Source organism: Nostoc sp. DSM 114160 (assembly GCF_053470305.1).
In genome coordinates this window covers 771,489-795,623 of the sequence record NZ_JBPFGO010000003.1, presented here as the reverse complement: position 1 = coordinate 795,623, position 24,135 = coordinate 771,489, and the positions used below count along the sequence as shown (strand labels likewise).

Below are 24,135 nucleotides of genomic sequence, written 5' to 3'. Positions count from 1 at the left end.
AAATTTATTGCCCAAGTTTCTCATAATATAATAAATATTTCAGTAATTATTTCATATAAACATTGTTAATCATGAATTTTCCCCTAATTAAAGTCTTAAAAACCGGGATGTTAGTGGAACTGGATTATATGCATCCTCAAGAACAAGAGGTTGTCAGATCGTTACTCAATGTTGTAATTGTTGAAGGTAAAACTTATCCCCAAAAGCAACCTCTATCTCCTACAGAATTTTCAGCTTACTGGTTAAGCAAGGATGCCTTTGTTGTCAGGACATCTGTTGTAGATCCTACACACAAGTCAAAAGAAATATTAGGGGCGTTTTATTTAAAGCCAAACTTTCCCGGTCGGTGTAGCCATATTTGCAACGCTGGTTTTATTGTACAACCTGGATTACGCGGTCGGGGTTTAGGACGGTTCATGGGAGAGGCTATGCTTTCGATCGCAGCAAACCTGGGCTACGAAGCAGTAATGTTTAATTTGGTCTTTGAGACTAATATACCTTCAATTACACTTTGGCAGTCGTTAGGATTTGAAATTATTGGGCGAATTCCGGGTGCGGCAAAGCTCGAGAATGGGCAGGTAGTAGACGCTCTAATCTTGTATCACACTTTGCGTTAAACGACTTGTCTATCTTTGTATGTACTAGAAGTCAGCCATAGGGCATAAATGTTAGGATTGCCACAGAAAGAGAATAGCGAAAGAGAAGGAAAAAAAACTGAATGGCAGAAGTTGATAAGTCAATATCCTTCGATGGAAGGGATATTCGACTGAAAGTAGGCCTACTAGCTCCCCAGGCAGGTGGGTCAGTTTTGATAGAATCAGGGGATACATCCGTTTTAGTGACGGCTACGCGATCGCAAGCCAGAGAAGGCATTGATTTTCTTCCCCTGACTGTAGATTATGAAGAAAGGCTATATGCCGCTGGTAGGATTCCTGGCGGGATCATGCGGCGCGAAGGTCGCCCACCAGAAAAAACAATTCTCACCAGCCGTCTTATAGATCGTCCCCTGCGTCCTTTGTTTCCTTCATGGCTAAGGGATGACCTGCAAATTATTGCCTTAACACTGTCGATGGACGAGTTAGTGCCACCCGATGTGTTAGCAGTTACAGGTGCTTCAATTGCTACCCTGATTGCCCAGATTCCTTTTAATGGGCCAATGGCAGCAGTGCGGGTTGGTTTAGTGGGAGATGATTTCATTATTAACCCCACTTATGCAGAAATTGAAGCCGGAGACTTGGATCTGGTAGTAGCAGGTTCACCAGATGGTGTGATCATGGTGGAAGCAGGAGCCAATCAGTTGCCAGAGCGAGATATTCTTGAGGCGATTGACTTTGGTTATGAAGCAGTGCGGGACTTAATCAAAGCGCAGCAAGATTTAATCGCCGAACTGGGTCTAGTAATAGTGCAAGAAGCACCACCAGAAGTAGACCAAACCCTAGAAAATTATATCCGCGATCGCGCTAGTGGCGAGATTAAGAAAATCCTGTCTCAATTTAGTTTGAGCAAACCCGAACGCGATGCAGCTTTAGATGTCGTCAAGGATGAAATTGCCGCGACGATTACCGAACTGCCAGAAGAAGACCCAATTCGAGTTGCCGCAACTACAAATAAAAAAGCACTTGGTAACACTTTTAAAGATATTACCAAACACTTTATGCGGCGACAAATCATCGAAGATAACGTCCGCGTTGATGGTCGTAAACTCGATCAAGTGCGTCAGGTTTCTTGTTTAGTTGATGTCTTACCAAAGCGAGTCCACGGCAGCGGTTTATTTAACCGGGAACTAACTCAGGTATTATCCACTTGTACTCTGGGTACACCTGGGGATGCTCAAAACCTCAACGATGACATGCAGCTAGATCAGCACAAGCGTTACCTGCATCATTACAACTTCCCGCCGTTCTCAGTCGGGGAAACCAAGCCAATGCGGGCCCCAGGAAGGCGGGAAATTGGTCACGGGGCATTGGCAGAACGAGCGCTAATACCTGTGATACCGTCAAAAGAACAATTTCCCTACGTGATTCGCATCGTATCGGAAGTACTTTCTTCCAACGGTTCCACCTCAATGGGTTCAGTCTGCGGTTCCACCCTCGCCCTGATGGATGCTGGTGTACCAATTCTCAAACCCGTCAGTGGCGCGGCAATGGGTCTGATTAAGGAAGGGGACGAAGTACGAGTTCTGACCGACATCCAAGGCATTGAAGACTTTTTGGGCGATATGGACTTCAAAGTTGCCGGCACGGATACTGGGATTACCGCCTTGCAGATGGATATGAAAATCTCCGGTTTGTCTTTGGAGGTTATTGCCCAAGCCGTCCACCAAGCCAAAGCAGCCCGGTTGCACATTCTGGAGAAAATGCTCGCCTGCATTGATACACCACGAACTGAAACCTCACCTTATGCTCCACGTCTGTTAACAATCAAGATTGATTCAGACATGATTGGTTTGGTCATCGGGCCTGGAGGCAAGACTATTAAGGGAATCACAGAGGAAACTGGTGCAAAAATTGACATCGAAGATGATGGCACCGTGACAATTTCCGCTGTGGATGAGAACAAGGCCAAGAGAGCCAGAAATATCATCCAAGGCATGACCCGTAAGTTGCACGAAGGGGATGTCTATGCAGGACGCATTACTCGGATTATACCGATAGGTGCATTTGTGGAATTCTTGCCTGGAAAAGAAGGCATGATTCACATATCTCAACTAGCTGACTACCGCGTTGGCAAAGTTGAGGATGAAGTGGCAGTAGGCGATGAAGTGATTATCAAAGTGCGCGAAATTGATAACAAAGGTCGGATTAATCTCACCCGCTTGGGTATTCACCCAGATCAAGCAGCAGCAGCAAGAGAAGCAGCGGCGGTGAATCGGTAACTCGATTTGGGATTTTAGATTAGATTAAATCTAAAATCCGCGATGCCTACTGTGAAGGCATCGCCGTATGCTTCTCTAATTTGACAAATTAAGAATTACCAACTTGTACTGAGGTCTTGCCCTGAGCGAAGCCGAAGGGAGCCGAAGTATTACGAATTATTTCAACGACTTTTCTAGTGTTTTTGGTTCTGGTAGAGGTTGACCGTCAGCTAAAGATGATTCAATCAGCATTTCTAAAACTTCTTGAGCATTTTTGAAAGCTTCTTCGTAAGTATCTCCGTGAGTATGACAAAATTCTCCCCATTCAGGAAGACTGACAATAAAACACTCATCTTCATCAGACCACTGAATAATTATTGTGTAGTGAGAATTCATTCTTGTTCTTCCTGTTGAGCCTTTTTAATTTCTTCTAACCTTTGAAGTGCATTATTAACATCTTTCTCTTGGTAAGCTTTAGCATCATTCCCGTCTTTACCTGATATAGTGACTCTCCCAGATAGTAGGGGATGATACCAATTAGTGTGACTACCTTTCCCAGGACGGTATGTAAACCCTGCTTATAGCAACAAGCTTTTCAATTCTCTGATTTTCTTGGGCATATACTCAGCTTACATTTACTTTCCCCAATGCTTTAACTTTTGTTGAGCAAACTTTCGCACTTGCTCATCGGGGTCATTCTCTGCTTTGTCGCGCAACAGTAGTAAAGTCTGGGGATGTTGAGGAAATTGCTTGATAATTATCTCTAGTGCAATCCGTCGAGGGTTGGGGTGGTACCAGGGATCATGGCTACCCTCAAAGGAGTCATTCACAGCGCAGTTGTAGTAAATTTCAAACAACTCAGGCTGATTTCGGAAGTGTTTCGCTAATGCTTGAATGGCTGCACATCGCACATCCCTTTCATTATCAGCAGTGGCACAGTCTTTGAAAATCGAGCGGGTGTCCGGGTCATCTGGAAAATTGCTAGCTGCTAATGCTTGAATGGCTGCACATCGCACATCTCTTTCATTATCAGCAGTGGCACGATCTTTGAGAATCGAGCAGGTGTCCGGGTCATCTGGGAAAGTGCTGGTTAATGCTTTGATAGCTATATATCGCACATACTCTTGATTATCAGCAATGGCGCGGTCTTTGAGAATCAAGCGGGTGTCCGAGTCATCTGGAAAATTGCTGGCTAATGCTTTGATAGCTGTATATCGATCCACTGTATTATCAGCATTGGCGCGAGCTTTGAGAATCGACAGGGTGTCCGGGTCATCTGGGAAATTACTGGCTAATGCTTCGATGGCTGCAACTCTCACATTCCATTCATCATCAGCAGTGGCACGTTCTTTGAGAATCGACCGGATGTCCGGATCATCTTTGAAATTACTGGCTAATGCTTGGATGGCTACACCTTGCACATACGCTTCATTATCAGCAGTGGCGCGGTCTTTAACAAACAATCGGGTGTGCGGGGTCATCTGAGAAATTGCTAGCTAATGCTTTGATGGCTGTACCTCGCACATCCCATTCATCAGCAGTGGCGCGGTCTTTTAGAATCGAGCAGGTGTCTGGGTCATCTTTGAAATTACTGGCTAATGCTTCGATGGCTGCACGTCGCACATACTCATGATTATCACCAGTGGCGCGGTTTTTGAGAATCGTGCAGGTGTCCGGGTCATCTTTGAAATTGCTGGCTAATGCTTCGATGGCTGCACGTCGCACATCCTTATGATTATCAGTAGTGGCGAGGTCTTTGAGAAACAAGCGGGTGTCCGGATCATCTGGGAAATTACTGACTAATACTTTGATGGCTGGAACTCGCACACTCCATGCATTATCAGCAGTGGCGCGGTTTTTAAGAATCAAGCGCGTGTCCAGGTCATCTTTGAAATTGCTGGCTAATGCTTCGATGGCTGCACGTCGCACATAATCTTGATTATCGGCAGTGGCGCGGTCTTTGAGAATCGAACGGGTGTCCGGGTCATCTGGGAAATTGCTGACTAATGCTTTGATGGCTGCACGTCGCATATACCCTTCATTATCAGCAGTGGCAAGGTCTTTGAGAAACGAGCGGGTGTCCGGATCATCTTTGAAATTGCTGGCTAATACTTTGATGGCTACACCTCGCACATACTCATCATCATCATCAGCAGTAGCGCGGTCTTTAAGGCAGTGTAAGGTATGAGGGTTATCTTTCCAATTTGCGGCGATTGTTGCAATTGCTTGAGTGCGAACTTTCTGAATTAGCTTAGTTTCTTCTGCATTTTGATAGAGTCTGTAATAGTACCAGGGTTCATATTTAGTTAAGTCTATTAGCTTGTTAAGTAATTTATTAGCCACTGACGCAATTACCGACCGATTTCTCACTTCTGCAAGACACTTAGCCGCTAAAAACAAGTTGATAAATTTTTCCTCTTCACCATCTTGCACCATCAAGTAATCAAGAATTTCACCAACAAATTTCGCATCAATCATTCCCGCAATTAGCTGCAATACCTCATGCCAAGTTTCATCTTGCCAGTGTTTGCCAAAAACTTCAGTTTTGAGATCCTCAATTGAAATACTGCCTTCCTTCTCAAACTGCCAGACAAACTCCCAAGCACAGAAATATTCTAAAAATTTCCGATGCAGAAAGGCATTGCTTGCTATCCAGCCAATAAACCATTCCAGCATAATATTCACGCCTGCTAAGTGCTTGACTACGAGTATATACACCAGTCTGAGAAATCTTTCTAGATTTCTGGGTTTTTAGGCAGTGCGAATCTATTCATCCAAAACTTAAGATTATCCAAATTTATATGCTGCGATCGCACAGATGTGTACCCTGAAGATTTGTTAAAAATAACTAATATACTGTGCATGGATATTAGGAGTAATTTTATGGTTCTACAAGTTAACCCCATCCAAAAAGAACCAATAGTTACTTGGGAAGCACTTCCAGCCGACTTCATTTTACCAGACGATCCAGTGGAAAATATTCAACAACCTGCGATCGCTGCTGCGCTTACCGATGCTTTGAGAAGCACAGGACGCATCCAACCTCAAATGCTGATAGGCTCTAACTTTGGACTTGTAGCCACAGTCAACAGAAAAATGCCCAACAAGAACGTCAACGCGCTGAACAGGAACGCCAGCGTGCTGAACAAGAACGCCAACGAGCTGAACAAGAACGCCAGCGTGCTGATATATTAGCAGCTAAGTTACGTGAGCTAGGTATTGACCCTGATTCGACTTTGAATAGCCCGTTGTAGACATCGCATAACTAACAAATGCTGGGAATAATAATTTTGGTACATCAGCACCAAAATTCATTCCATGAAACAGCAAAAAAATCAGTTCAGCCATCTTACTGCGATTGAAAGAAGTTATTTATCATTTCCGGCACAGTTTTTATTAAATCAAAATCTTCTCCAAGGTAAAATACTAGACTTTGGTTGTGGCTTTGGTAATGATGTTAGAATATTGCGCCAAAAAGGTTGTGATATTACAGGCTATGACCCTTATTATTTTCCAGAATATCCTGATAATAAATTTGATACCATAATTTGCTTTTATGTTTTAAATGTTTTATTTACCGAAGAACAAACTAATGTATTAATGGAAGTATCACATTTATTAAAACCAGGAGGCAAAGCTTATTATGCTGTAAGAAGGGATATCAAAAGAGAAGGATTTCGAGAACATTATGTTCACAAAAAGCCTACTTATCAGTGCATTGCAAAACTTCCCTTTACTTCAATTTGCTTAGATGAATATCGAGAAATATATGAGTACGTTCACTATAATCATCAGCGAAATTCATCTAACTATTGCATATTCTGTAATCCTCCTAAAAATCTAAAATTAGTAACTGAATCAGCAACAGCTTATGCTATTTTTGATGGCTATCCAATAAGTAAAGGTCATGTTTTAGTTATTCCCAAACTTCATGTTAACAATTATTTTGAACTTCCATTAAAAGAGCAATCTGCTTGCTGGTTTATGGCGAACAAAGTCCAAGAAATTATCAAAAGTGAATTTGAGCCTGATGGCTTTAATGTAGGAATGAATATCAATCGCTCTGCTGGTCAAAATATTATGCACGCCAGTATTCATATCATCCCTCGCTACAAAGGTGATACTGTCTCTGCTAAAAGTGGAATCAGGAACGTTATTCCTAAAAAACAATAGTTTTTCTGTAATAATTCAGTATTCAAAATTCTGCTGTAATTTAACCGCTTTCAAGTGATTATAAAAATTCCTAAAACATCATGACTTGCTCAAACTTATCTCATCAGGTTGAGATCATCTCTTAAATCCTTTGTCACATACTTTTTCAGTACAACCTCTACTTTGTTATTCTGAGCATTACTGTAATCATCTCAATTTTTAGGTTTTGTTGAAAATATTGCAAAATATTTCAGTTAGGCCAGATTATCTGGATCTATTCCCAACGCTCTTAATTGTTCCGCCAACTGTCGAACCCGTTGTTCTGCAATATCAGCGCGTTGCGCTTCTTGTTGAGCGCGGTGCATTGCATTAAGCCCAAAATTATTTATGTATTTGAGCTTGAGCAGTTGCCCTAAAATATGTCTATTTCTGCGATCGCAATCTCTATCCCAGGAAAAAATGTATGTGATGTAGAAATTTTATTGCGATCGCACAAATCAGTCGTTAGCGCATATTTTTGTTCTACCTAACTTGCTCGCACACGATAAATAACCATCTTGACCTGATTATTTTATGGCCAAAGTCACAAGATCGATTTGGATTCAAGTTGCGATCGCCCATTACCATGATGTACTAAGGCCGCCGTTCCATGTTCTGAAGCACGTAACTCTTTGTCAGAGATTTGTGGCTCCTTGGTATAGACCGAACTTAGTAAGATATTCAAAACTCCACTTGTTTCAGCTTGACTGACGGCGCGATGTGTAATCAATTCACCTACATTCAATATCACGTTGTCTTCTGGGTCAAGAATGACACGGGTAACTGGACGACCCCAGTGCTTGTTCAATCCGTTGATTTTTCATTGCCCGTCTGCTGCGTCTTTGTAACTTTTCTGCCTTCGCTTTCAAAGCTTGCCAGAAAGTGTTGAGATTCTCTTGAGCGATGCTTACTCGATCGTCCAGTTGAACTTTGTTTTCTAACCATCTGTCACTCGCAGTAGAACGGACTGCGGTTGCCAGATTCAGACCGACAGCGTTCAGCAATTCTGCTTCTTTACCGTAAATCTGAGCGCGATCGAGAAGGGATTCTGTCACAATCTGCCCAGATGCCGCAATAATTAAGCCATCGTCAGTACGCACTGTTCGCAGGACTCTGCGCCCTCTTGCCTGCTGCATCGCTACATTTGCTGCCAAGGAATCAACTGAGTGACGCAGACTAGCGGCGCTGCTCTGAGTTACGCTGCCAATTCGATTGCTAACAGATTCTGTTGCTGCTTGCAAATTGCGGCTGATGTTGGCAGTCAGACTGCCACCTGTGGCTCGATAGAGTTCATCAAGGATACCCAGGCGATCGGCCGCTTCTGCATCAATTAGGGTGACTTCTTGACCCTTTAGTAGCAGTACATTTCCATCTGGAGTCAGCACATCCCGCTCGAGACGCTTGCCAACCACATATATCTTTTGTTCGGCAGGATCGACCAAATTGTTTGTCAGGGAGGCAATTGCATCTCGATTGAAGTCTTGTAGTTTGCTGCTAGTAGCATCAGTTGCGGCAAGGAATTGCTCACCTGCATTCTGGCTTGCTGACTGTAGCTCTCGGTTCACTTTCTCTACCGAGCTTTGTAGTTGCTCATTCATGGTTTGAGCTGCTGTTTGCAGTCTGCGGTTAGTACTCTGGGCCGAGTCTTGCAATTTATCTCCAGTTGCCTGAACGGCTCCTCGGATACCACCAACCTGTTCTTCCATCAATTGAGCAATTTCTGGAGGTACAAAAGCAACATCATCACCAATTTTCAGTGTTTCGCTAGCAGGAACGAACGATCGCCCCGAATAAGCATCGGCAAATACACCGCCAGAAACTTCGTATCCTTCCACCAGTCCACTATGCTCATCAAAGAACAAATCGACCAATCCACCGAGGTCGAGTCCCTCTGTAGTTAGAATTCTCTTTTTTCTCAACACGATATTCTGGTGCAGAATCTCTTTAATTACAGGGACACGATGTGCCTTCACAACAGATTCTTTCGAGTTAACTACGATCGCATTTGACCCGATGGCTTGTACCTCTTCTAAAGGAATCACTTTTGCGTCTCGAAACAGTCCCTTCTCTGCAACTAGAAAACCCAAAAGTTGATTGCGTTCCCGATCGACAATTAAATCGATGATTCGGACAATTTTCTTACCTGTGTCGTAGGTGACGACTACTTTATCGAGAATATCACTACCTTTAAGCATTATATATCCCTGGTCTTTTTATTGATTTGGTTGTTGAATTATTTGTTCGTTAGTCGCCCGAAACTTCAGTTGAAAATATCGTCCTTCTCGTCCAAAGCCGGGAACTATATCAATTACACCAAAGTATTCGGAAAGTACCCCAAATATGGCGAGCAGAATGATTAAGCTAGTGATATTTGCTCCAGTATTAGAGCGTTGTCCTACTAATCTAGGCATTTTTTCTTTTATTTATTGTTGTTTTCTAGGGCTAACCTTACTGAAAAAATAATACAAAACTATTGATATATTTTTATCTACAATTTGCATTGATTAAATTTAATCTATAGGAATAAAAAAATAAAAATTACTAGTTCTAAAGATAGCTACAATCCTGTTTGCCTTCAATCTTTTGGAAGTAACTATTTTTAGTTCATTGAGCTTTATTCATTTTCAATAGAACATCAAACTACTCAGAAAGCTTTCACGACTTCCTTAGAGTATTGCACAAATATTTTATGGTAAGATGGAGGTTTTACCAGAAAGCTAATGGTAATATGCGATACCAACAAATCAAAAGCCGATCGGTTGGTGAATTTAAACGCCTGTTTGGGATAAAAGTTGCAATATTTTGCTTTGACTAAGGGATACCACTTGTGGTATCTAGAAATAGCCAAGATTTGATAGATATAATAGTTACTCGCTCGTTTGGTGGTTGTCAATAGCATTGCCCGATCTAAAATTGCAGCCCAGTCAAGAATACAGGCATTTTTACCCCACTCAGAAAGTTGCTTCAGCCGATAAAATTTTGGTAACTCTTAACTATTAATAAATATATCGGTGCTTAGTGCTATTCATGCTTTATATTTAGCGACAGGATGATGCAAATAGCCACTCACCTTCAAATACTTAGGAGGCAGTATCCACCAAAAGCAACTCATGCTTTGATACCACCACCAGATAGTGTAAGTTAAGGTTAAGTCGATATTCAAACGAATAATTTTTGCTCAATTGCGACAGATAAAGACTAAACTAAAAAGTCTTGTGCAGCAAAACCTGTAGCTTTAAATGAAGTAATCATGTCTAAGGTTCTTGTCTCTGATTCGATTGACCAAGCTGGAATTGACATTCTTTCGCAAGTTGCAACTGTTGATGTCAAACTAGGTCTAAAACCAGCGGAACTGATCGCAATTATTGGTGAGTATGATGCGCTGATGATTCGGTCTGGTACGCGCGTTACTCAAGAAATCATTGAAGCCGGCACTCAGCTAAAAATCATCGGTCGTGCTGGTGTGGGTGTGGATAATGTGGATGTTCCTGCTGCCACCCGCCGGGGAATTGTGGTAGTCAATTCTCCAGAGGGAAATACAATTGCTGCCGCCGAACACGCACTAGCAATGATTTTGGCTTTGTCTCGCCATATCCCCGATGCTAATGCTTCGGTAAAACGCGGTGCGTGGGATCGCAATAGTTTTGTTGGTGCGGAAGTCTACAAAAAAACTCTCGGCGTTGTCGGTTTGGGTAAAATTGGCTCCCATGTTGCGGCGGTAGCTAAGACAATGGGAATGAAACTCCTAGCTTATGACCCTTTTATTTCTACAGAACGAGCCGAACAGCTTGGCTGTCAGTTGGTGGAACTAGATTTACTCTTCCAGCAAGCAGACTATATCACCCTCCACATTCCGAAAACCCCAGAAACTACCCACTTAATCAATGCCACAACTCTGGCAAAAATGAAACCCACAGTTCGGATTATCAACTGCGCTCGTGGTGGGATCATTGATGAAGTAGCTTTAGCAGCAGCTTTGAAAGCGGGTAAAATCGGCGGTGCAGCCTTGGATGTGTTCGAGTCAGAACCACTGGGTGAATCGGAATTGCGATCGCTAGGTAAAGAAATCATCCTCACTCCCCACTTGGGAGCCTCTACCACAGAAGCTCAAGTGAATGTGGCCATTGATGTTGCCGAACAAATTCGCGATGTTCTTTTAGGACTACCAGCACGTTCAGCCGTCAACATCCCCGGACTCGGCCCCGATGTGTTGGAAGAACTCAAACCCTATATGCAACTAGCAGAAACTCTCGGTAATCTAGTAGGACAACTAGCTGGTGGAAGGGTAGAAGTACTGAATATTCGACTACAAGGGGAACTCGCGACCAATAAAAGTCAGCCTTTAATCGTCGCTGCCCTCAAAGGACTACTTTACCAAGCTTTGCGGGAACGAGTAAATTACGTAAATGCCAGCATAGAAGCCAAAGAACGCGGAATTCGGGTAATTGAAACCCGCGATGCTTCCATTAGAGACTATGCTGGTACACTGCATCTAGAAGCCACAGGTACTTTAGGTACTCATTCTGTCACAGGTGCTTTGTTGGGTGAGCGGGAAATCCACCTCACCGACGTTGACGGTTTCCCGATTAACGTCCCACCTAGCAAATATATGTTGTTTACCCTGCACCGCGATATGCCAGGGATTATCGGCAAACTTGGTTCCCTACTCGGCAGTTTTAATGTGAATATTGCCAGTATGCAAGTAGGTCGTAAAATCGTCCGTGGTGATGCGGTAATGGCTCTGAGTATAGATGACCCTTTACCAGAAGGCATTTTGAATGAGATTATAAAAGTCCCTGGTATTCGGGACGCGTATACAGTAACACTTTAATTTTGGATTGCGGATTTTGGATTTTGGATTGGTAATGGCTAATTGCTCATTGTTTTTCGCATTGGTCATTAACCGTTACCTAGTCCCTAATCTAAAATCTAAAATCTAAAATTTAAAATTATATGGCAAACACCTGGTGGGAACTAAATATTTTATGTGAACCAGACCTAGAAGATACGATCTTTTGGCGACTGGAAGATTTTGGCTGTCGTGGTACGGCTAGTGAAAACAAAGGAAATTCATCTTTAGTCAGGGCTTATCTGCCGACAATTCAAACACAGCTTTTAGATTTAGCAGCGCTGTCGCTATGGCTGCGTCAAGATGCGCTCTGTGTAGGAGTTTCATCTCCTTCTTTGCAATGGCAGTTAATTGATGAGGAAGATTGGGCGACTAGCTGGAAACAATATTGGCATCCGCAGGAAATAGGCGATCGCTTCCTAATTAACCCAGCTTGGCTACCATTACCAGAAACAATCGAACGATTAGTAATTCGCCTCGATCCTGGTGTAGCATTTGGTACAGGTAATCATGCGACCACCCAGCTATGTTTGGAATCCCTGGAAATGCGGCTGAGTGGAGTTCCGCAGTCCTTTGTGGGTAATAGTGGCAAACACGAACATTTGGTAATTGCGGATATTGGCTGTGGTTCTGGTATCCTTTCCATTGGGGCGCTGTTATTGGGTGCTGAGAAAGTTTATGCAGTGGATACTGACCCTTTAGCGGTGCAATCAACTATCAGTAATGGTACGCTGAATCATATTAGCCCAGAACGTTTACTGCCTGCACAGGGAAGTGTAGACGTTTTGAAAAAATTAATTGAAAGCCCAGTGGATGGTATTGTCTGCAATATTTTGGCTCATGTGATTATTGAATTGATTCCAGAAATGAGTGCGATCGCTAAACCTGAAACTTGGGCAATTTTCAGTGGTATTTTATTAGAACAATCTAAAGCTGTTGCTGACGCTTTAGAAGAAAATGGCTGGGTTGTCGCTACCCTGTGGAAACGCAAAGAATGGTGTTGCTTGAATGTACGGCGTTCTTAACCCAGTAGAAATTATCGCAATCCGCAGATCCCCGACTTATTTAAGAAGTCGGGGATCTTTAAGTAAGTGACATAATATATAGATTACCCACTATTGACTTTTAAAACTAGCGATGAAAGAACGGCTACAAATCCACAAAAAAGCTGACTCATCCGCTTATTCGTCAGAGCAAAGTCAGTTGCAATCGCATTTATTAACTACCCACTCTCAACTTGGCTCCAACAAGCCTATAGTACAGGCAAAGGTAGAAAATCAGAAATTTCAACAATATCAGTTTGAGGCAAGGAAACTCCAAATACAAGCCAAGCATGGCACTATCGCGCCAGAAGGGCAAGAGCGACTCACTGTGTTGCAAACAAAGATGAATGAATCTTTGCAGCAAGGAAAGGAACATTCTTCGCAGTTTGGTCATAACTTGAGCAAAATGGCGATAAAACGTGCTGATAGCCTGTCAATAGGAGAAATACAGCCAAAACTGACTATTGGTCAATCAGGAGATCGATATGAACAAGAGGCGGATAGTGTCGCTACTTCTGTAGTCAACCAAATTAATCGATCTCCTCTGCAAAACCAGGACGCACAGCAGACAATACCAGCTAATCAGAACGAACAAGCAAAGTCTGAAGAAATATTAGCAGCAAATAACTCAGCAGATAAAAAACAAAAATTTTTACAAGAATATTCGCTAGCTAAAACACTAGTCAATGGTATAGATGACACATTGCCACAAGATAAAATATTAGAACAACTTTTTAAAAACTTTGTAAATATCCAATTTCAATACACAATGGTGAGCAAGAGTCCAGAAACTCTATTAAAAGGATCTCCAGAAGGAGATTGTCAGACATTAGCTCGTGCTTTTAAAAAAGTTGCAGAAGAATATTTTGGCATTGAAAAAATCACAATTGAAAGTATCGCTAAACCTTTTTTGAGTGAAGCTGGGGCTACCCCATATCAAGGTAAAAAGCCTAATTGTGATGACGGTAAACGATGGTTTTGGAAAAACCATTATTGGGCTAGTTGGAATGGAAAAATTTATGATGTTTTATTCCTCAGCAATAAACGAACCGAAGCTGATATGGCAAAACAGGTGCAACCACTCACATCAATGTTGATGCCTGAACAAGAATACTATCAAACAGAAAAAGGAAAAATTGTATATCCAATTGTTAATAAGTATTCTACTGTAGAGATGACAATTTTTGAGAAACTGAAAAACTTTGTTAATAATCTCGGTCGGTTTTTCTCCAACAGTATGAGTACGATAATTAATAAAATTCGGTCTTTATTTGCCCAAAGTGGAAACAATACCAGTGGTTTTGATTCTCTAATGAGAGAACTCGAACACGACAAAAATAATAGTGCGATCGCAAATAACCAGACTCAATAATTCCAACTTTATATTGTAGGTGGAAATTGCTTAAAAATGTTGGCATCTATTTCAATACGATCAAAGCAATGTCCAAACAACTAACTGTCACTGCTTCCTTTGGATAATGAAGTGTGTAGGTTTACACTTCGACCCAACTCTTGGAGACAGTACGCGTAGCTTGCTTCCCCGTAGCGGTACGACAAAGCTCAGGGCAACGCAAGCTCTGTTACCACCGCAGGCATCGCTATCTTTGGTTTCAGAAATAATGGTGGGAAATGATGCAGAATCAAGATATCCACAATCAATCTTCCAGTGCCCCCATGACCCCCTATTAAGGAACAACTCATTGCTGCGATCGAAACCGCTCCAGAATCGATTCTAGAGGAAACTCTCGACTATCTCGAATATCTCAAAACCAGAAAAAATAGCTCTGGTATTAAACCAGCAAGTGCCATTATCCAAGATGGGGAACCAATACTGCGTGGCTCCAAAGCTAAAGATTTGCTGAAATTTGCTGGTACCTGGCAAGGTGAGGACTTTGAAAAATGTCTCCAGTCTGTTTATGACACCCGCTCGCAGGCTGAATTCTGATGTATCTGCTTGACACTAATCACTGTAGTCGCATCATCTTCGGTGAACCCAATCTCATCCAACAGCAGTCTCAACGGACAATGATTTCCAACGTATTCACCAGATTCACCCTTTCGCTTTAGAGTCTTGGGTTTGAACAGCAATATCCAGCTTACTAACTTGCCTTTCACCACTGCCCTGAATTATCTTCCTGTTGCAATCCAATTAACTGTCGCCGCTTCCAAGCATAGTGAAGAATATTAATCCCTAATTCCTGAGCTGTCCGAATGGTCAATCTGGGTAAACTCAAATCTCTATCCAGCCCCCAAGCAGTTGCTAAATCTCCAATGGCTAAAATAATTCCTCCACCAATTAAAAGTTTAATTTGTTGTTGATTAACCATTGGTAAAGCAGCAAATAAGAAAGGTTTTGTCCTTAAAGGATGACTCCGTTGCAATTCTTCTAAAGGTCTTAAAGGACTCTCTAATTGTTGTGCCAAAGCTTGAGTACTCTCAATTAGAGGATTAGCATTTGTTGGCGCATCAACAAAAAGTACACCACCTAAATTTAAATAATTTTTGAGGGATTCAAATTCGAGACTATTTAAAGAGATAGCCTGTCCACCTGTGAGATAAAGGATGTCATAGTCTTGGATGTTTTCTGCTAAAGAAACCTGACCTGGTTCATCAGCCCCCCGCAAACTTGGGTACAGCGGTTCTACTGCTTGTAATAAATATGAAAGGCTGAAAAAATTACGCGCACATTCAGGATCGCTATGAGTCGCCTGCGCCATACATACAAGTGCTTGAGGACGCATTTGTGCCTGACGACGATAACGCAAATCAATATTATTATATCCAGGGAAAAAAGCATCCGCAGGTTGGGTAATGTCAGTATGTCCTGGTTGTAAGAGTATTCGACATATTTCTATTTCTGAACTGGCTGGTGTAGAGTTTATTTGGTCAATTCGATAAGTTTCTTGAACAATATCTCTTTGTTGTCCGCGCCGCAATTCATCAGGATCTACATAGCTAACTACTAAGTAAATCATGAGCGGTTCAGAACTTACTACTTCTAAATCAATCGGAAAATCATAAGAAGTCGGTACAACAATTAGATTACCTGCTAAATCAATTGCAATACCAGGTTGAATTTGCACCCAACGTCCATCTCGATATCTAGCTTCAACTTGGCTTGGGGCGGTCACATCTCGCACGCCTAAACCGCAGACAATTCCAGGTTGATTTAAACTTTGATATTGAGCATTTTGCCGATTACGGTGATATTCATGGGCTGTGCGCCAGCGTTCCGCATTGATTAGTAAGCCGTCTGCTGCTTGCAGGCGTTCCAAGGATTTAATTGGTGGTGGTGGGAAAGGATGGGACATGGCAATTTTGGATTTTGGATTTTAGATTTTGGATTTTAGATTTTGGATTTTAGATTTTGGATTTTGGATTTTAGATTTTAGATTTTAGATTTTAGATTTTGGATTAAAAGTCTGTTTAATTTTACTAAATTACGAATTATTTAATTAGTGGGATTTTCGATAGATAATTCATAGGTGCAAAAAGCAGGTTTTTCTTGTTCGATTATTCTTTGAATAAGTTCTTCGTTGATGATGCCACTAGAAATATTTGAACGCAAACGCACTATAAAATGATATGGTTGTCCACCTGCTAAAACTGCATTTCCTAATTGTGCATCTCCGATAATGAAACTTGGGCCAAAAGGTTCTGTAATACTAATATGTTTATCAGCTTCATTTGGTAAATGTTCATCTAGCGGTAAACCAGTATAAAGATGCAAGTAGAGACGCAATCCTTTACGAGTTCCTCGCCAGCGATAAAGTTCTACGGCTCGGCGAATTAAACGCCGTTGTTGCTGGAGATCCCAAACAGAATCTACTTGCCAAGCAACCCAATGAGCCATAAAGGGCAATAATGCTTGCGGTGCTGTCAAGGGATCGAGGTTTGCCCACATGACGTTATAACTATCAACTATTGGTTGAAAAGCTTGCTCAAATATTTTCATGAAGCGACCAATAAAGTCCACTTCCCGATACAAAATTGGCAAGAATTCCATGTAGGCAGTGTAGGGACGGATATATAAATCGAAATACTCGCTTCTCTCGATTTGTTCGTTGTCTGTGCCTGGATCTATATGTAGGGTAATTAGGCTGCGAAAATTGAGTGTTAGTTTGTCTTTTTTTCCAGGGGAAATTGCTTCTTGGTCTTCAAAAAATGTGTCGGGAATTGAGAAGTGGAGAACAGCATCCATCTGTCCACGAGGCGGTATTTCACTGCCTTCTGTACCAATTTGACACCACTGGGATGGAAAGTTTCCTTCAACGCTTAAGCTTACCCGCAAAGGACGTTGTTCTAAGTTTTGCACCTGCACAATCATCTCGCTAGGATGTCCAGGATGTAAGAGCAAACTACGTCCAGCTACATCGATGTTTTCTGCATTTGCAAATGCTAAACCTGCCGCAGGTAAAGCTTCAGGAATTTGCATTGGCGTTAATTGAATGCTTACAGCTGGACTAGAGCGACTTTGAACCATAGGATTGAGGGTTGGGGGTAAGAAGAGGCAGGGGGCAGGGGGGCAGCCCTTCGACTTCGCTCAGGGCAAGGAAGCAGGGGGGCAGAGGAGCAGAAGAGGATAGATAATTAATGACAAATGACAAATACTTCTCTACGAGAGGCTGCGCCAACGGCTTTGCTCAGTACAAGTGACAAATGACAAATCAACGATTAATGATTTGGATGTCGTGATTGGAACGCAGATTTGTATCAGCCCAAGAACATATCAAACCTTCCGATCCCGGATCGATCAATTGTTCTGGTGATGGTTGTCGTCGCCAATTTTCTCCTTGCTTGCGGATGGGAAATAGCAAGACAGGGCCTAAATGACGCACGCCTGGGGTTTGTTGCAGTAATGCCACAATATCTGATGTATAAACTGGTCGCCCAAATGGCCAACCTTTGCCGTCGATTCCTCCAGTTAAGGGATTTAAATATTTATACAACGATCGCCTTAAATTCCGGCGAATTTCTTCGCTGGCAAAAGGATTATTGTATGCTGGCTCTAGAGCAATTTCTGTCTGTACCGAAACACCTACGTAATTCGGCTCTTGTAACTCTACTTGTACCCCTAATAAGCGTCTTTCATCTAAGTAAGTCAAAATTTGCTCTTGCAGGGCATTACTGAGGGCAAAATCTTCTGGTGTCATCCCATTGCCTTGGGCGATCGCATCTGTGTTTGCATAAGGCACTACCAGTAAACTAACTATACCAGCTTGCCTCCGAGAATTCGCTGGCAAACACCGGACGCGAGCGATCGCACCAGCACCCGCCTGTTGAGTTAAAACTTCAAAATCTTCGGCAGTGACGGCGCGATCGCGCGTGCGGAGGATGCGGGGAGCCTTCATTACAGCTTGTTCCAGTGACTCAGCATCCGCCCCATTGATTGCTGGTACGCGATTGACCACACTAGTAATATATGGATATGCAGACTTCAAAAACTGGATTGCCCCAGTTTGAACATTGCCTTCTCTTCCACCGCCTGTACGATAACTAACCATCCTAATTTCTGCACCACGGGGAGGAATCGCCCCATATTGATGTTCCGACTGGTTATTTTCCAGAACTTGTACAGATGTGTCATCTAGTTGTGGTTGCTGAATTCTCGATCTTACTTGTGTTTGTTGTTTAAGTTGGCTCGGTTCCCGAATCAGCGGCCCGAATTGGACTGTACCAGTGATTGAATCGATGGTGTAATGGAAGTTATGCGGCCCAGAATCAGCAAAATCTCTCACCTCAGTCCACTTTTGCGGCAAACCACCAGCCGGAGTAACTAAAATATACTCATTTTCTCGACGTTCTAAAATTGGTGCTGTTTGTAACTGGAAAGACTGACCGGGTGTACCATCACTAATTCCCAATCGCTCGTCTTCAATCAGCGTACTATGGCTAGCCCTAACAGTACCGCCAATTGACCGCACTGCTAAACCAATAATTCGTGGTGGACGATTGTAACCAGATTCATTCGCTTCTGTAGAAATAAAGCTACAGCGTAACCAGCGACCTCGGTAAGAGGTGAAATTAGCCACAGGCCAAATTTGAGGTAAATGCAGACGTACTTCTGCACCTTGAGAGGGGTTTTCACCTTCTTGGGCGATTTCATAAAAACTGAAACCGCGAGTCTTATCATCTAATTCTTGCAATAAAACTGATTGCCAATTTTCCCCATCCCAAGCTTCCCACTTCCGGGGTGGTTGATTGGGGTTAATCCCAGCAGGAGTAGCCGCAGCCCCTTGGAAAATAATTTCTAAAACATTAGCGTCTAAAGGATCGTCAGAATTAATTGCTAAATAAAAGCAGTTACCAGGCTGGGGTTCCTCTTCAAAAATCGGTTGTTCGTTACCTGTCCAGTAACCGTTAGATTGACGAGTCCAGGAAGTTGTAACTCTTTCGCGCAGAGATTGGGGAATATCTTCGGTAGTTTGGGCAGTTAAGAAATGTTGGATGCGGGGTTTGCCGATAATTAGAGGAGAATCTGTGCTGAAGGTAATTGCTTCTGTAGTTTCAGTGCGGATAGTTGAAGCTTCTAATCCTGCGGGAATCGTGTAGGCTTCAGGTAGTGCAGCACTTAAATAAAAAGTTAATTCCGTGCGGGCTGGGGCGGGAGGCTGGAGACGAATACCTAGTAATTCTAAAAAAGCAACATAATTTTTTCGAGGTACTTGATTGAATCTGAGCAACATTTGGTCAGTTAACCAAGCAAATAACTCAATTAGCGTAATTCCTGGGTCGCTGAGGTTATGGTCAGTCCATTCTGGACAGTAACGAGGAATACGCATAATACATTCTTCCACCAAATCATCAAAGGCGCGATCGTCTAAGTTGGAAGAAGGTAATTTGGGTAAAAAGTCAAAGTTCATACCAATTTAAAAAAAAATGTGACAGATACAAGCCTAGAAACCCAGATGAAATTTAGCTTTTTTAATTTTTAATTTTCAATTTTTAATTGGTATTACGATTCCTCCCCGGCTGAAACCAAATAATAAGGATAAACAAAACTATAAATATCGGGGCCGTCTTTGAGTCGATAATTGATGATGATGTCCACTCTGCCACGCACTGGATCGGGATCGGTGATAACTTCATCGATAGTAATGCGTGGTTCCCAAACTTCTAAAGCTTCTAAAACATAAAGACGGATTCGCAGTAGGGTATCACTATTTAAAGGTGCAAACGCCAGTTCCGACAAGCGCGAACCAAAGGTAGGTCGATAAACCCGCTCACCTACTCCCGTGCGGAGGATAATCCAAATAGATTCTTTAACTTTTTGATCTTCACGGCTAAGTTGTATCCCACCTTGCACGTTTAAATGCAGTGGATAAGCCCAACCTGTTCCCAAATAGGCTCGTTCACGACCATAAACCATATCTGGCACTTAGACAGCTGTTACATGGATATCTTCAAAGATATCGGCACAGAGGGTTTAAGCCTATTCGCCAAAGGTCGAGGATGAAGGGGCAGGGGGCAGGGGGGCAGCTTTCTGGGGCAGGTTTTTTTGATTAGACAAATTTTTGGGATTTTAAAACCAAAACCATTGTCTGAGAACTGAAAACTACGTTCAATAATTGAGAACATTCTCAACTATTTATCGAAAGCCTAAAAGCCTGCCCTTGAAAGCAGGGGGGCAGAGGGGCAGAGGAGCAGGGGGGCAGAGGAGCAGAGGGGCAGGGGGCGAAGGGAGAATGATTTGTAACTGTAATTTGGTATAAATTAAGATTCATAGACGAGTCTTTAATACTCGCGGACGAGTCTTTGATACTCGCGGACGAGTCTTTGATACTCGCGGACGAGTCTTTAATACTCGTGGATGAGTCTTTAATACTCGTGGACGAGTCTTTGATACTCGCGGATGAGTCTTTAATACTCGTGGACGAGTCTTTAATACTCGTGGACGAGTCTTTAATACTCGTGGACGAGTCTTTAATACTCGTGGACGAGTCTTTGATACTCGCGGACGAGTCTTTGATACTCGCGGACAAGTCTTTAATACTCGTAGGCGCAGTATTCCCCTGCTCCCGTTCGACTACGCTCACGGCAAGCCTGCTCCCTGCTCCCTGCTCCCTGCTCCCTGCCCCCTGCCCCCTGCCTCTCCAATCAACCGCCAATCAAAACAGTGGGATTACCTTTGATAATTTTATTCGGCGGCCCTAATGCTTCTAAAACGGTGTCGCCCATGCGAGAAGCAGGCAAATTGTTAATCAGCACTGTCTGACTACCGTCAATCACAACTCCAGGGCCGTGAGGAGGGACGGGTAAAGGTGTGGCGCAATTATGAATATCAGCACCAGCAGCAGCAGCACTAATTGCACTACCCATAGTAGCTGCTGATGTTGCCTTTGTAGTTTGTTCGGCAGCTAAGGCAGCAGGTGCCCCTGGTGTACCAGCCGCCGCTAAAGTAGCAGCCTCAGCGGCTTGGATAGCTGCATCAGAAGCGGTTTTGGCAGACTGTAAACCTGGTACTGCGGCGGCAAGCACACCCCGCCACGCAGGTAAAGACCCAATCAACACATTGGGACTACCCGGCCCTCCTGTCAAGACTGGGGGTAAGGGGTGCGCTACATTGTCAGTAATTCTTGCTGCTGGTCTACCCACGATAACCTCCTATTGTGTTAATTACGAATTAATTAAGTCGAATCAACGCACCTTTGACTGTAATCGTACCCGTGGCTGAAATGTCTATATTTCCACGAGCATCTAATGACATATTACCTGTTGATTTCACTGAAACAGATTTAGCCATATCGTCCATTTTGATTCTATGACCGCCTTTAGTTTCAATTTCTATGCACCTTTGACTATCATTGAGATATATTTTATGACCGTCTTTAGTTTCTACGCGAATCCCTGTTTTACTAGTTCCTTTATCCTCTTCAACAAACTGTAAAACATGACCAACGCGAGTTTTAATAGTGCGTAATCTTACACCACTTGTAACTGAATCGCTTACCTTTTCCGGTGGTGCATCCTTCCCGTTCCATACCCCGCCAATGACGTAGGGACGGTGGATATCGCCATGTTCAAAACCTACCAAAACTTCATCGTTTACCTCTGGTAAACAGTCAAAACCTCTATTTTGACCTGCTCCCACAGCTACAACTCTCGCCCAGTCACTTGTATGTTCTTCTGTGAGCGTGGGAAACTTCACCTTCACCCTACCCCATGCCTCTGGGTCTTTGTTATCAGTGACAATTCCCACTAATAAAGTCTCAGATGGCTGGAGACGTTTTTCTGGAGATAGAGTTGTGAATAAGCTACCAGAACGTAGTCCCCGCACGCTGAAATAAGTTTCATAAACGCGTTGACCAAAGAAATGGCGGGTTTCTGTAACATAATACTTACCACTATAGCGATCGCCCATACCCTGAAGATTAATAACCCGTCCCGGACGAATCTCAGGATTCCCTTCTGCTTTGGCATCTGCATAAACAAATTCTCCTCCCAGTTCATCACACAAAGCCTGAGCCATCGTATCTGCTTGTTTTTTACTGGCAACAGGTTTATCTACAACAATCATTTTGGGAGATTTAAGATTAGAAAATGCATTACTAGTACTACTTCCTAGCCGATTACCTGTCTCGGTTACTTGCTTCTCTTTCTTGGCTGTTCCACTAATCAATTGTTTCTGGGTATAGTCCCAGGCGCGTACTTCTACAGAACTTATCTGTTCAGCACTAGTAACACGGGTACTAAATTTATTAATATCAACTAACCATTTGAGTGATAAGGCTCCCTGAGTTTTTGGTTTGCAAAAATTTAGTTTTTCTTCTGTAATAAATAATTCAAAACCAATGCGGGCAGCCCTTTCTCGCAAAAACTCCATATTGGTCTGATTTTCTTGAAATACATACTTATGAACTTCACCAGTTGCCTCTATATTGCCAAGCTTTATGCCTACTTCTTTAACTATTTGCTTGACTATATCGCTATCAGTTTTATTTAAAAAAGAACGATTATAACGACCTCTGTGCAGACGATGAGAAATATCATAACCGCGAACAATGATATCAGCTTCAGATTTTTCATTAAAGTGAACTTCCATCGCTGTAATTTCGCCTTCAATGAGGAATTCTCCTACCTCTTCTTGGAAGTTATTATCTAGAGTCGTACTAGAAGTAAAACCCAATTTCACTTTTTTCCCAATTTTAAACAAAGGCTCATGTCGCCAAGCTTTGTTTTCTGGTCGGTCAGATGCGGGAATATAGCTGTTATGGATTACTAGCGTAAACATTGCTGGTAAATGAAGGCTTTCTTCGATTGTGATTTGCAACAAATCCTTCATTAATTCAGGAGAAGCCTGTTTTCCGTCTATTTGTATTTTAGGTTCGCTTAAATAAAGGCTTTTTTTTGCAGGCATAATTATTATTTTCTAAATTATGAAATGTTCAGAGCAGCTTTTAATGAGAAAGTCAATACTAATTTGTCACTTTATACCTATTTAATTAATGATTGCAACACATCCTTGGCTAAAGACGCGATGAATCGCGTCTCTACAACGGGGAGGCAGCGCGGTCTTGGGGGTTCCCCCCATGAGCGACTGCCGTGGGAACCCTCGCAACGCGCTGGCTCATGAATCGCGTCTCTACAAATGGTCTATTTGTCGCATTCTTTTTTCAAATTGGTATTACTTATTCTGTCTTACTCAGTGTTTGTCCTTTTTGATCTCCCGCACGAGCATCTGCTGTAGAAGTAGATTCACGTCCTCCAGGAAGGTTATTCTTATCTACTTCTTGCAAGGCTATATCTACCAGTGCCCTTACTGGTGTACCATCACTCAAAAACATATTTAAAGTGTAAGTTAAACTCGTGATGACACAATAAAAATACTCGTTTCCCCATGTAAATATATAAACAGGTGGTCGTTTATCAGTTGCTTTACTGATAGTTTCTACACCTTTCTTAATTTTATCTATATATTTTTTCATCACCGACTCTTTTGTTTCATAAGTATCATAAAGTAACTGTTTGAGCGTGAATTTGTAAGGTTCTACGCCAGAAAAGTTTACTTTCGGAAGTAGAGTCGTTCCTCTATTACCATCTTTGCTTTCCCACTTAACAGTCCGAGAGAAACTAATATCTGTCGGATTAAACATTAATTCAATATCTGGTGCTTCACCGTTATAAGCTACAAGTTTGGCTTTCTCAAGTTGCGGTTGACGTTTTTGAATAACAATAATTGCTGGACTTGCCATTTGAGT

23 protein-coding genes and 2 pseudogenes are annotated in these 24,135 nt (G+C 42.5%); 9 read left to right on the top strand and 16 right to left on the bottom strand.

The features are described from left to right. The first annotated feature begins 71 nt into the window (after positions 1-71). Positions 72-617 carry a GNAT family N-acetyltransferase gene (locus tag NSTCB13_RS28650; protein ID WP_445626994.1) on the top strand — a complete coding sequence of 182 codons (546 nt, stop codon included), beginning with the start codon at positions 72-74 and terminating at the stop codon, positions 615-617. Between the two features lie 101 nt (positions 618-718). Next, on the top strand, positions 719-2,875 hold the full coding sequence (locus NSTCB13_RS28645) for a polyribonucleotide nucleotidyltransferase (RefSeq protein WP_448266123.1): 2,157 nt from the start codon (positions 719-721) through the stop codon (positions 2,873-2,875). A gap of 156 nt (positions 2,876-3,031) precedes the next feature. Here the strand turns inward: NSTCB13_RS28645 and NSTCB13_RS28640 are convergent, their stop codons facing one another. From NSTCB13_RS28640 to NSTCB13_RS28625, 4 genes and pseudogenes are all read right to left on the bottom strand, one after another. Next, entirely contained in the window at positions 3,032-3,250 is a 219-nt protein-coding gene (locus NSTCB13_RS28640) for a type II toxin-antitoxin system HicB family antitoxin (protein ID WP_448274625.1), read from the bottom strand. Then, positions 3,247-3,474 (bottom strand): annotated as a pseudogene (locus tag NSTCB13_RS28635) (type II toxin-antitoxin system HicA family toxin). The gene NSTCB13_RS28640 and the pseudogene NSTCB13_RS28635 overlap by 4 nt, the downstream one beginning before the upstream one ends. A gap of 15 nt (positions 3,475-3,489) precedes the next feature. Further along, positions 3,490-4,335 carry a HEAT repeat domain-containing protein gene (locus NSTCB13_RS28630; protein ID WP_448274624.1) on the bottom strand — a complete coding sequence of 282 codons (846 nt, stop codon included), beginning with the start codon at positions 4,333-4,335 and terminating at the stop codon, positions 3,490-3,492. Continuing rightward, positions 4,307-5,572, bottom strand: a complete 1,266-nt coding sequence (locus NSTCB13_RS28625; protein ID WP_448274623.1) for a HEAT repeat domain-containing protein — start codon at positions 5,570-5,572, stop codon at positions 4,307-4,309. The genes NSTCB13_RS28630 and NSTCB13_RS28625 overlap by 29 nt, the downstream gene beginning before the upstream one ends. Before the next feature lie 165 nt (positions 5,573-5,737). Between NSTCB13_RS28625 and NSTCB13_RS28620 the strand changes: the two are divergent. Together NSTCB13_RS28620 and NSTCB13_RS28615 are read left to right on the top strand one after the other, a co-directional pair. Next, a pseudogene (locus NSTCB13_RS28620) lies at positions 5,738-5,950 on the top strand (hypothetical protein); the annotation flags it as partial. Between the two features lie 222 nt (positions 5,951-6,172). After that, on the top strand, positions 6,173-7,027 hold the full coding sequence (locus NSTCB13_RS28615) for a bifunctional class I SAM-dependent methyltransferase/HIT family protein (RefSeq protein ID WP_448274622.1): 855 nt from the start codon (positions 6,173-6,175) through the stop codon (positions 7,025-7,027). Between the two features lie 562 nt (positions 7,028-7,589). Here the strand turns inward: NSTCB13_RS28615 and NSTCB13_RS28610 are convergent. The 4 genes from NSTCB13_RS28610 to NSTCB13_RS28595 form a co-directional block, all read right to left on the bottom strand. Then, positions 7,590-7,853, bottom strand: coding sequence for a hypothetical protein (locus NSTCB13_RS28610; protein ID WP_448274621.1), 264 nt, complete (start codon positions 7,851-7,853; stop codon positions 7,590-7,592). Continuing rightward, positions 7,810-9,240 (bottom strand): PRC-barrel domain-containing protein, encoded by a 1,431-nt coding sequence (locus NSTCB13_RS28605; RefSeq protein ID WP_448274620.1) that lies wholly within the window; start codon positions 9,238-9,240, stop codon positions 7,810-7,812. Before NSTCB13_RS28605 ends, NSTCB13_RS28610 begins: the two co-directional genes overlap by 44 nt. Positions 9,241-9,258: 18 nt before the next feature. Continuing rightward, complete coding sequence (locus tag NSTCB13_RS28600) at positions 9,259-9,456, bottom strand: hypothetical protein (RefSeq protein ID WP_322694068.1); 198 nt, start codon at positions 9,454-9,456, stop codon at positions 9,259-9,261. Between the two features lie 233 nt (positions 9,457-9,689). Further along, positions 9,690-9,944, bottom strand: coding sequence for a hypothetical protein (locus NSTCB13_RS28595; RefSeq protein ID WP_448274619.1), 255 nt, complete (start codon positions 9,942-9,944; stop codon positions 9,690-9,692). Positions 9,945-10,295: 351 nt separating this feature from the next. Between NSTCB13_RS28595 and serA the strand changes: the two genes are divergently transcribed. From serA to NSTCB13_RS28575, 4 genes are all read left to right on the top strand, one after another. Next, entirely contained in the window at positions 10,296-11,876 is a 1,581-nt protein-coding gene (gene serA, locus NSTCB13_RS28590; protein ID WP_448274618.1) for a phosphoglycerate dehydrogenase, read from the top strand. 122 nt (positions 11,877-11,998) lie between these two features. Then, on the top strand, positions 11,999-12,919 hold the full coding sequence (gene prmA / locus NSTCB13_RS28585) for a 50S ribosomal protein L11 methyltransferase (RefSeq protein WP_445627001.1): 921 nt from the start codon (positions 11,999-12,001) through the stop codon (positions 12,917-12,919). Positions 12,920-13,031: 112 nt separating this feature from the next. Continuing rightward, positions 13,032-14,309 carry a hypothetical protein gene (locus NSTCB13_RS28580; protein WP_448274617.1) on the top strand — a complete coding sequence of 426 codons (1,278 nt, stop codon included), beginning with the start codon at positions 13,032-13,034 and terminating at the stop codon, positions 14,307-14,309. A gap of 312 nt (positions 14,310-14,621) precedes the next feature. Further along, positions 14,622-14,882 (top strand): hypothetical protein, encoded by a 261-nt coding sequence (locus NSTCB13_RS28575; protein ID WP_448275028.1) that lies wholly within the window; start codon positions 14,622-14,624, stop codon positions 14,880-14,882. Here NSTCB13_RS28575 and NSTCB13_RS28570 read toward each other — a convergent pair. From NSTCB13_RS28570 to NSTCB13_RS28540, 7 genes are all read right to left on the bottom strand, one after another. Continuing rightward, positions 14,852-15,052, bottom strand: a complete 201-nt coding sequence (locus NSTCB13_RS28570) for a hypothetical protein (protein ID WP_448274616.1) — start codon at positions 15,050-15,052, stop codon at positions 14,852-14,854. The two genes, NSTCB13_RS28575 and NSTCB13_RS28570, sit on opposite strands and share 31 nt — an antisense overlap. Continuing rightward, a complete protein-coding gene (locus NSTCB13_RS28565) occupies positions 15,049-16,248 on the bottom strand; it encodes a DUF4159 domain-containing protein (RefSeq protein ID WP_445627003.1) in 1,200 nt (399 codons plus the stop codon). The genes NSTCB13_RS28570 and NSTCB13_RS28565 overlap by 4 nt, the downstream gene beginning before the upstream one ends. 140 nt (positions 16,249-16,388) lie before the next feature. Next, positions 16,389-17,420, bottom strand: a complete 1,032-nt coding sequence (locus tag NSTCB13_RS28560) for a phage tail protein (RefSeq protein WP_448266112.1) — start codon at positions 17,418-17,420, stop codon at positions 16,389-16,391. 184 nt (positions 17,421-17,604) lie between these two features. Further along, positions 17,605-19,800 carry a putative baseplate assembly protein gene (locus NSTCB13_RS28555; protein ID WP_448274615.1) on the bottom strand — a complete coding sequence of 732 codons (2,196 nt, stop codon included), beginning with the start codon at positions 19,798-19,800 and terminating at the stop codon, positions 17,605-17,607. Positions 19,801-19,892: 92 nt separating this feature from the next. Then, entirely contained in the window at positions 19,893-20,306 is a 414-nt protein-coding gene (locus NSTCB13_RS28550) for a GPW/gp25 family protein (protein ID WP_445627006.1), read from the bottom strand. Between the two features lie 728 nt (positions 20,307-21,034). Continuing rightward, positions 21,035-21,532, bottom strand: a complete 498-nt coding sequence (locus NSTCB13_RS28545; protein WP_445627008.1) for a PAAR domain-containing protein — start codon at positions 21,530-21,532, stop codon at positions 21,035-21,037. 28 nt (positions 21,533-21,560) lie between these two features. Next, positions 21,561-23,294: a VgrG-related protein gene (locus NSTCB13_RS28540; RefSeq protein WP_448274614.1), complete on the bottom strand. Its 1,734-nt coding sequence runs from the start codon at positions 23,292-23,294 to the stop codon at positions 21,561-21,563. Between the two features lie 24 nt (positions 23,295-23,318). On the opposite strand from NSTCB13_RS28540, the gene NSTCB13_RS28535 reads away from it, so the two are divergent. Then, on the top strand, positions 23,319-23,510 hold the full coding sequence (locus NSTCB13_RS28535) for a hypothetical protein (RefSeq protein ID WP_448274613.1): 192 nt from the start codon (positions 23,319-23,321) through the stop codon (positions 23,508-23,510). 55 nt (positions 23,511-23,565) lie between these two features. Here NSTCB13_RS28535 and NSTCB13_RS28530 read toward each other — a convergent pair whose 3' ends face one another. Further along, on the bottom strand, positions 23,566-24,129 hold the full coding sequence (locus tag NSTCB13_RS28530) for a CIS tube protein (protein ID WP_448274612.1): 564 nt from the start codon (positions 24,127-24,129) through the stop codon (positions 23,566-23,568). Positions 24,130-24,135: the final 6 nt, after the last annotated feature.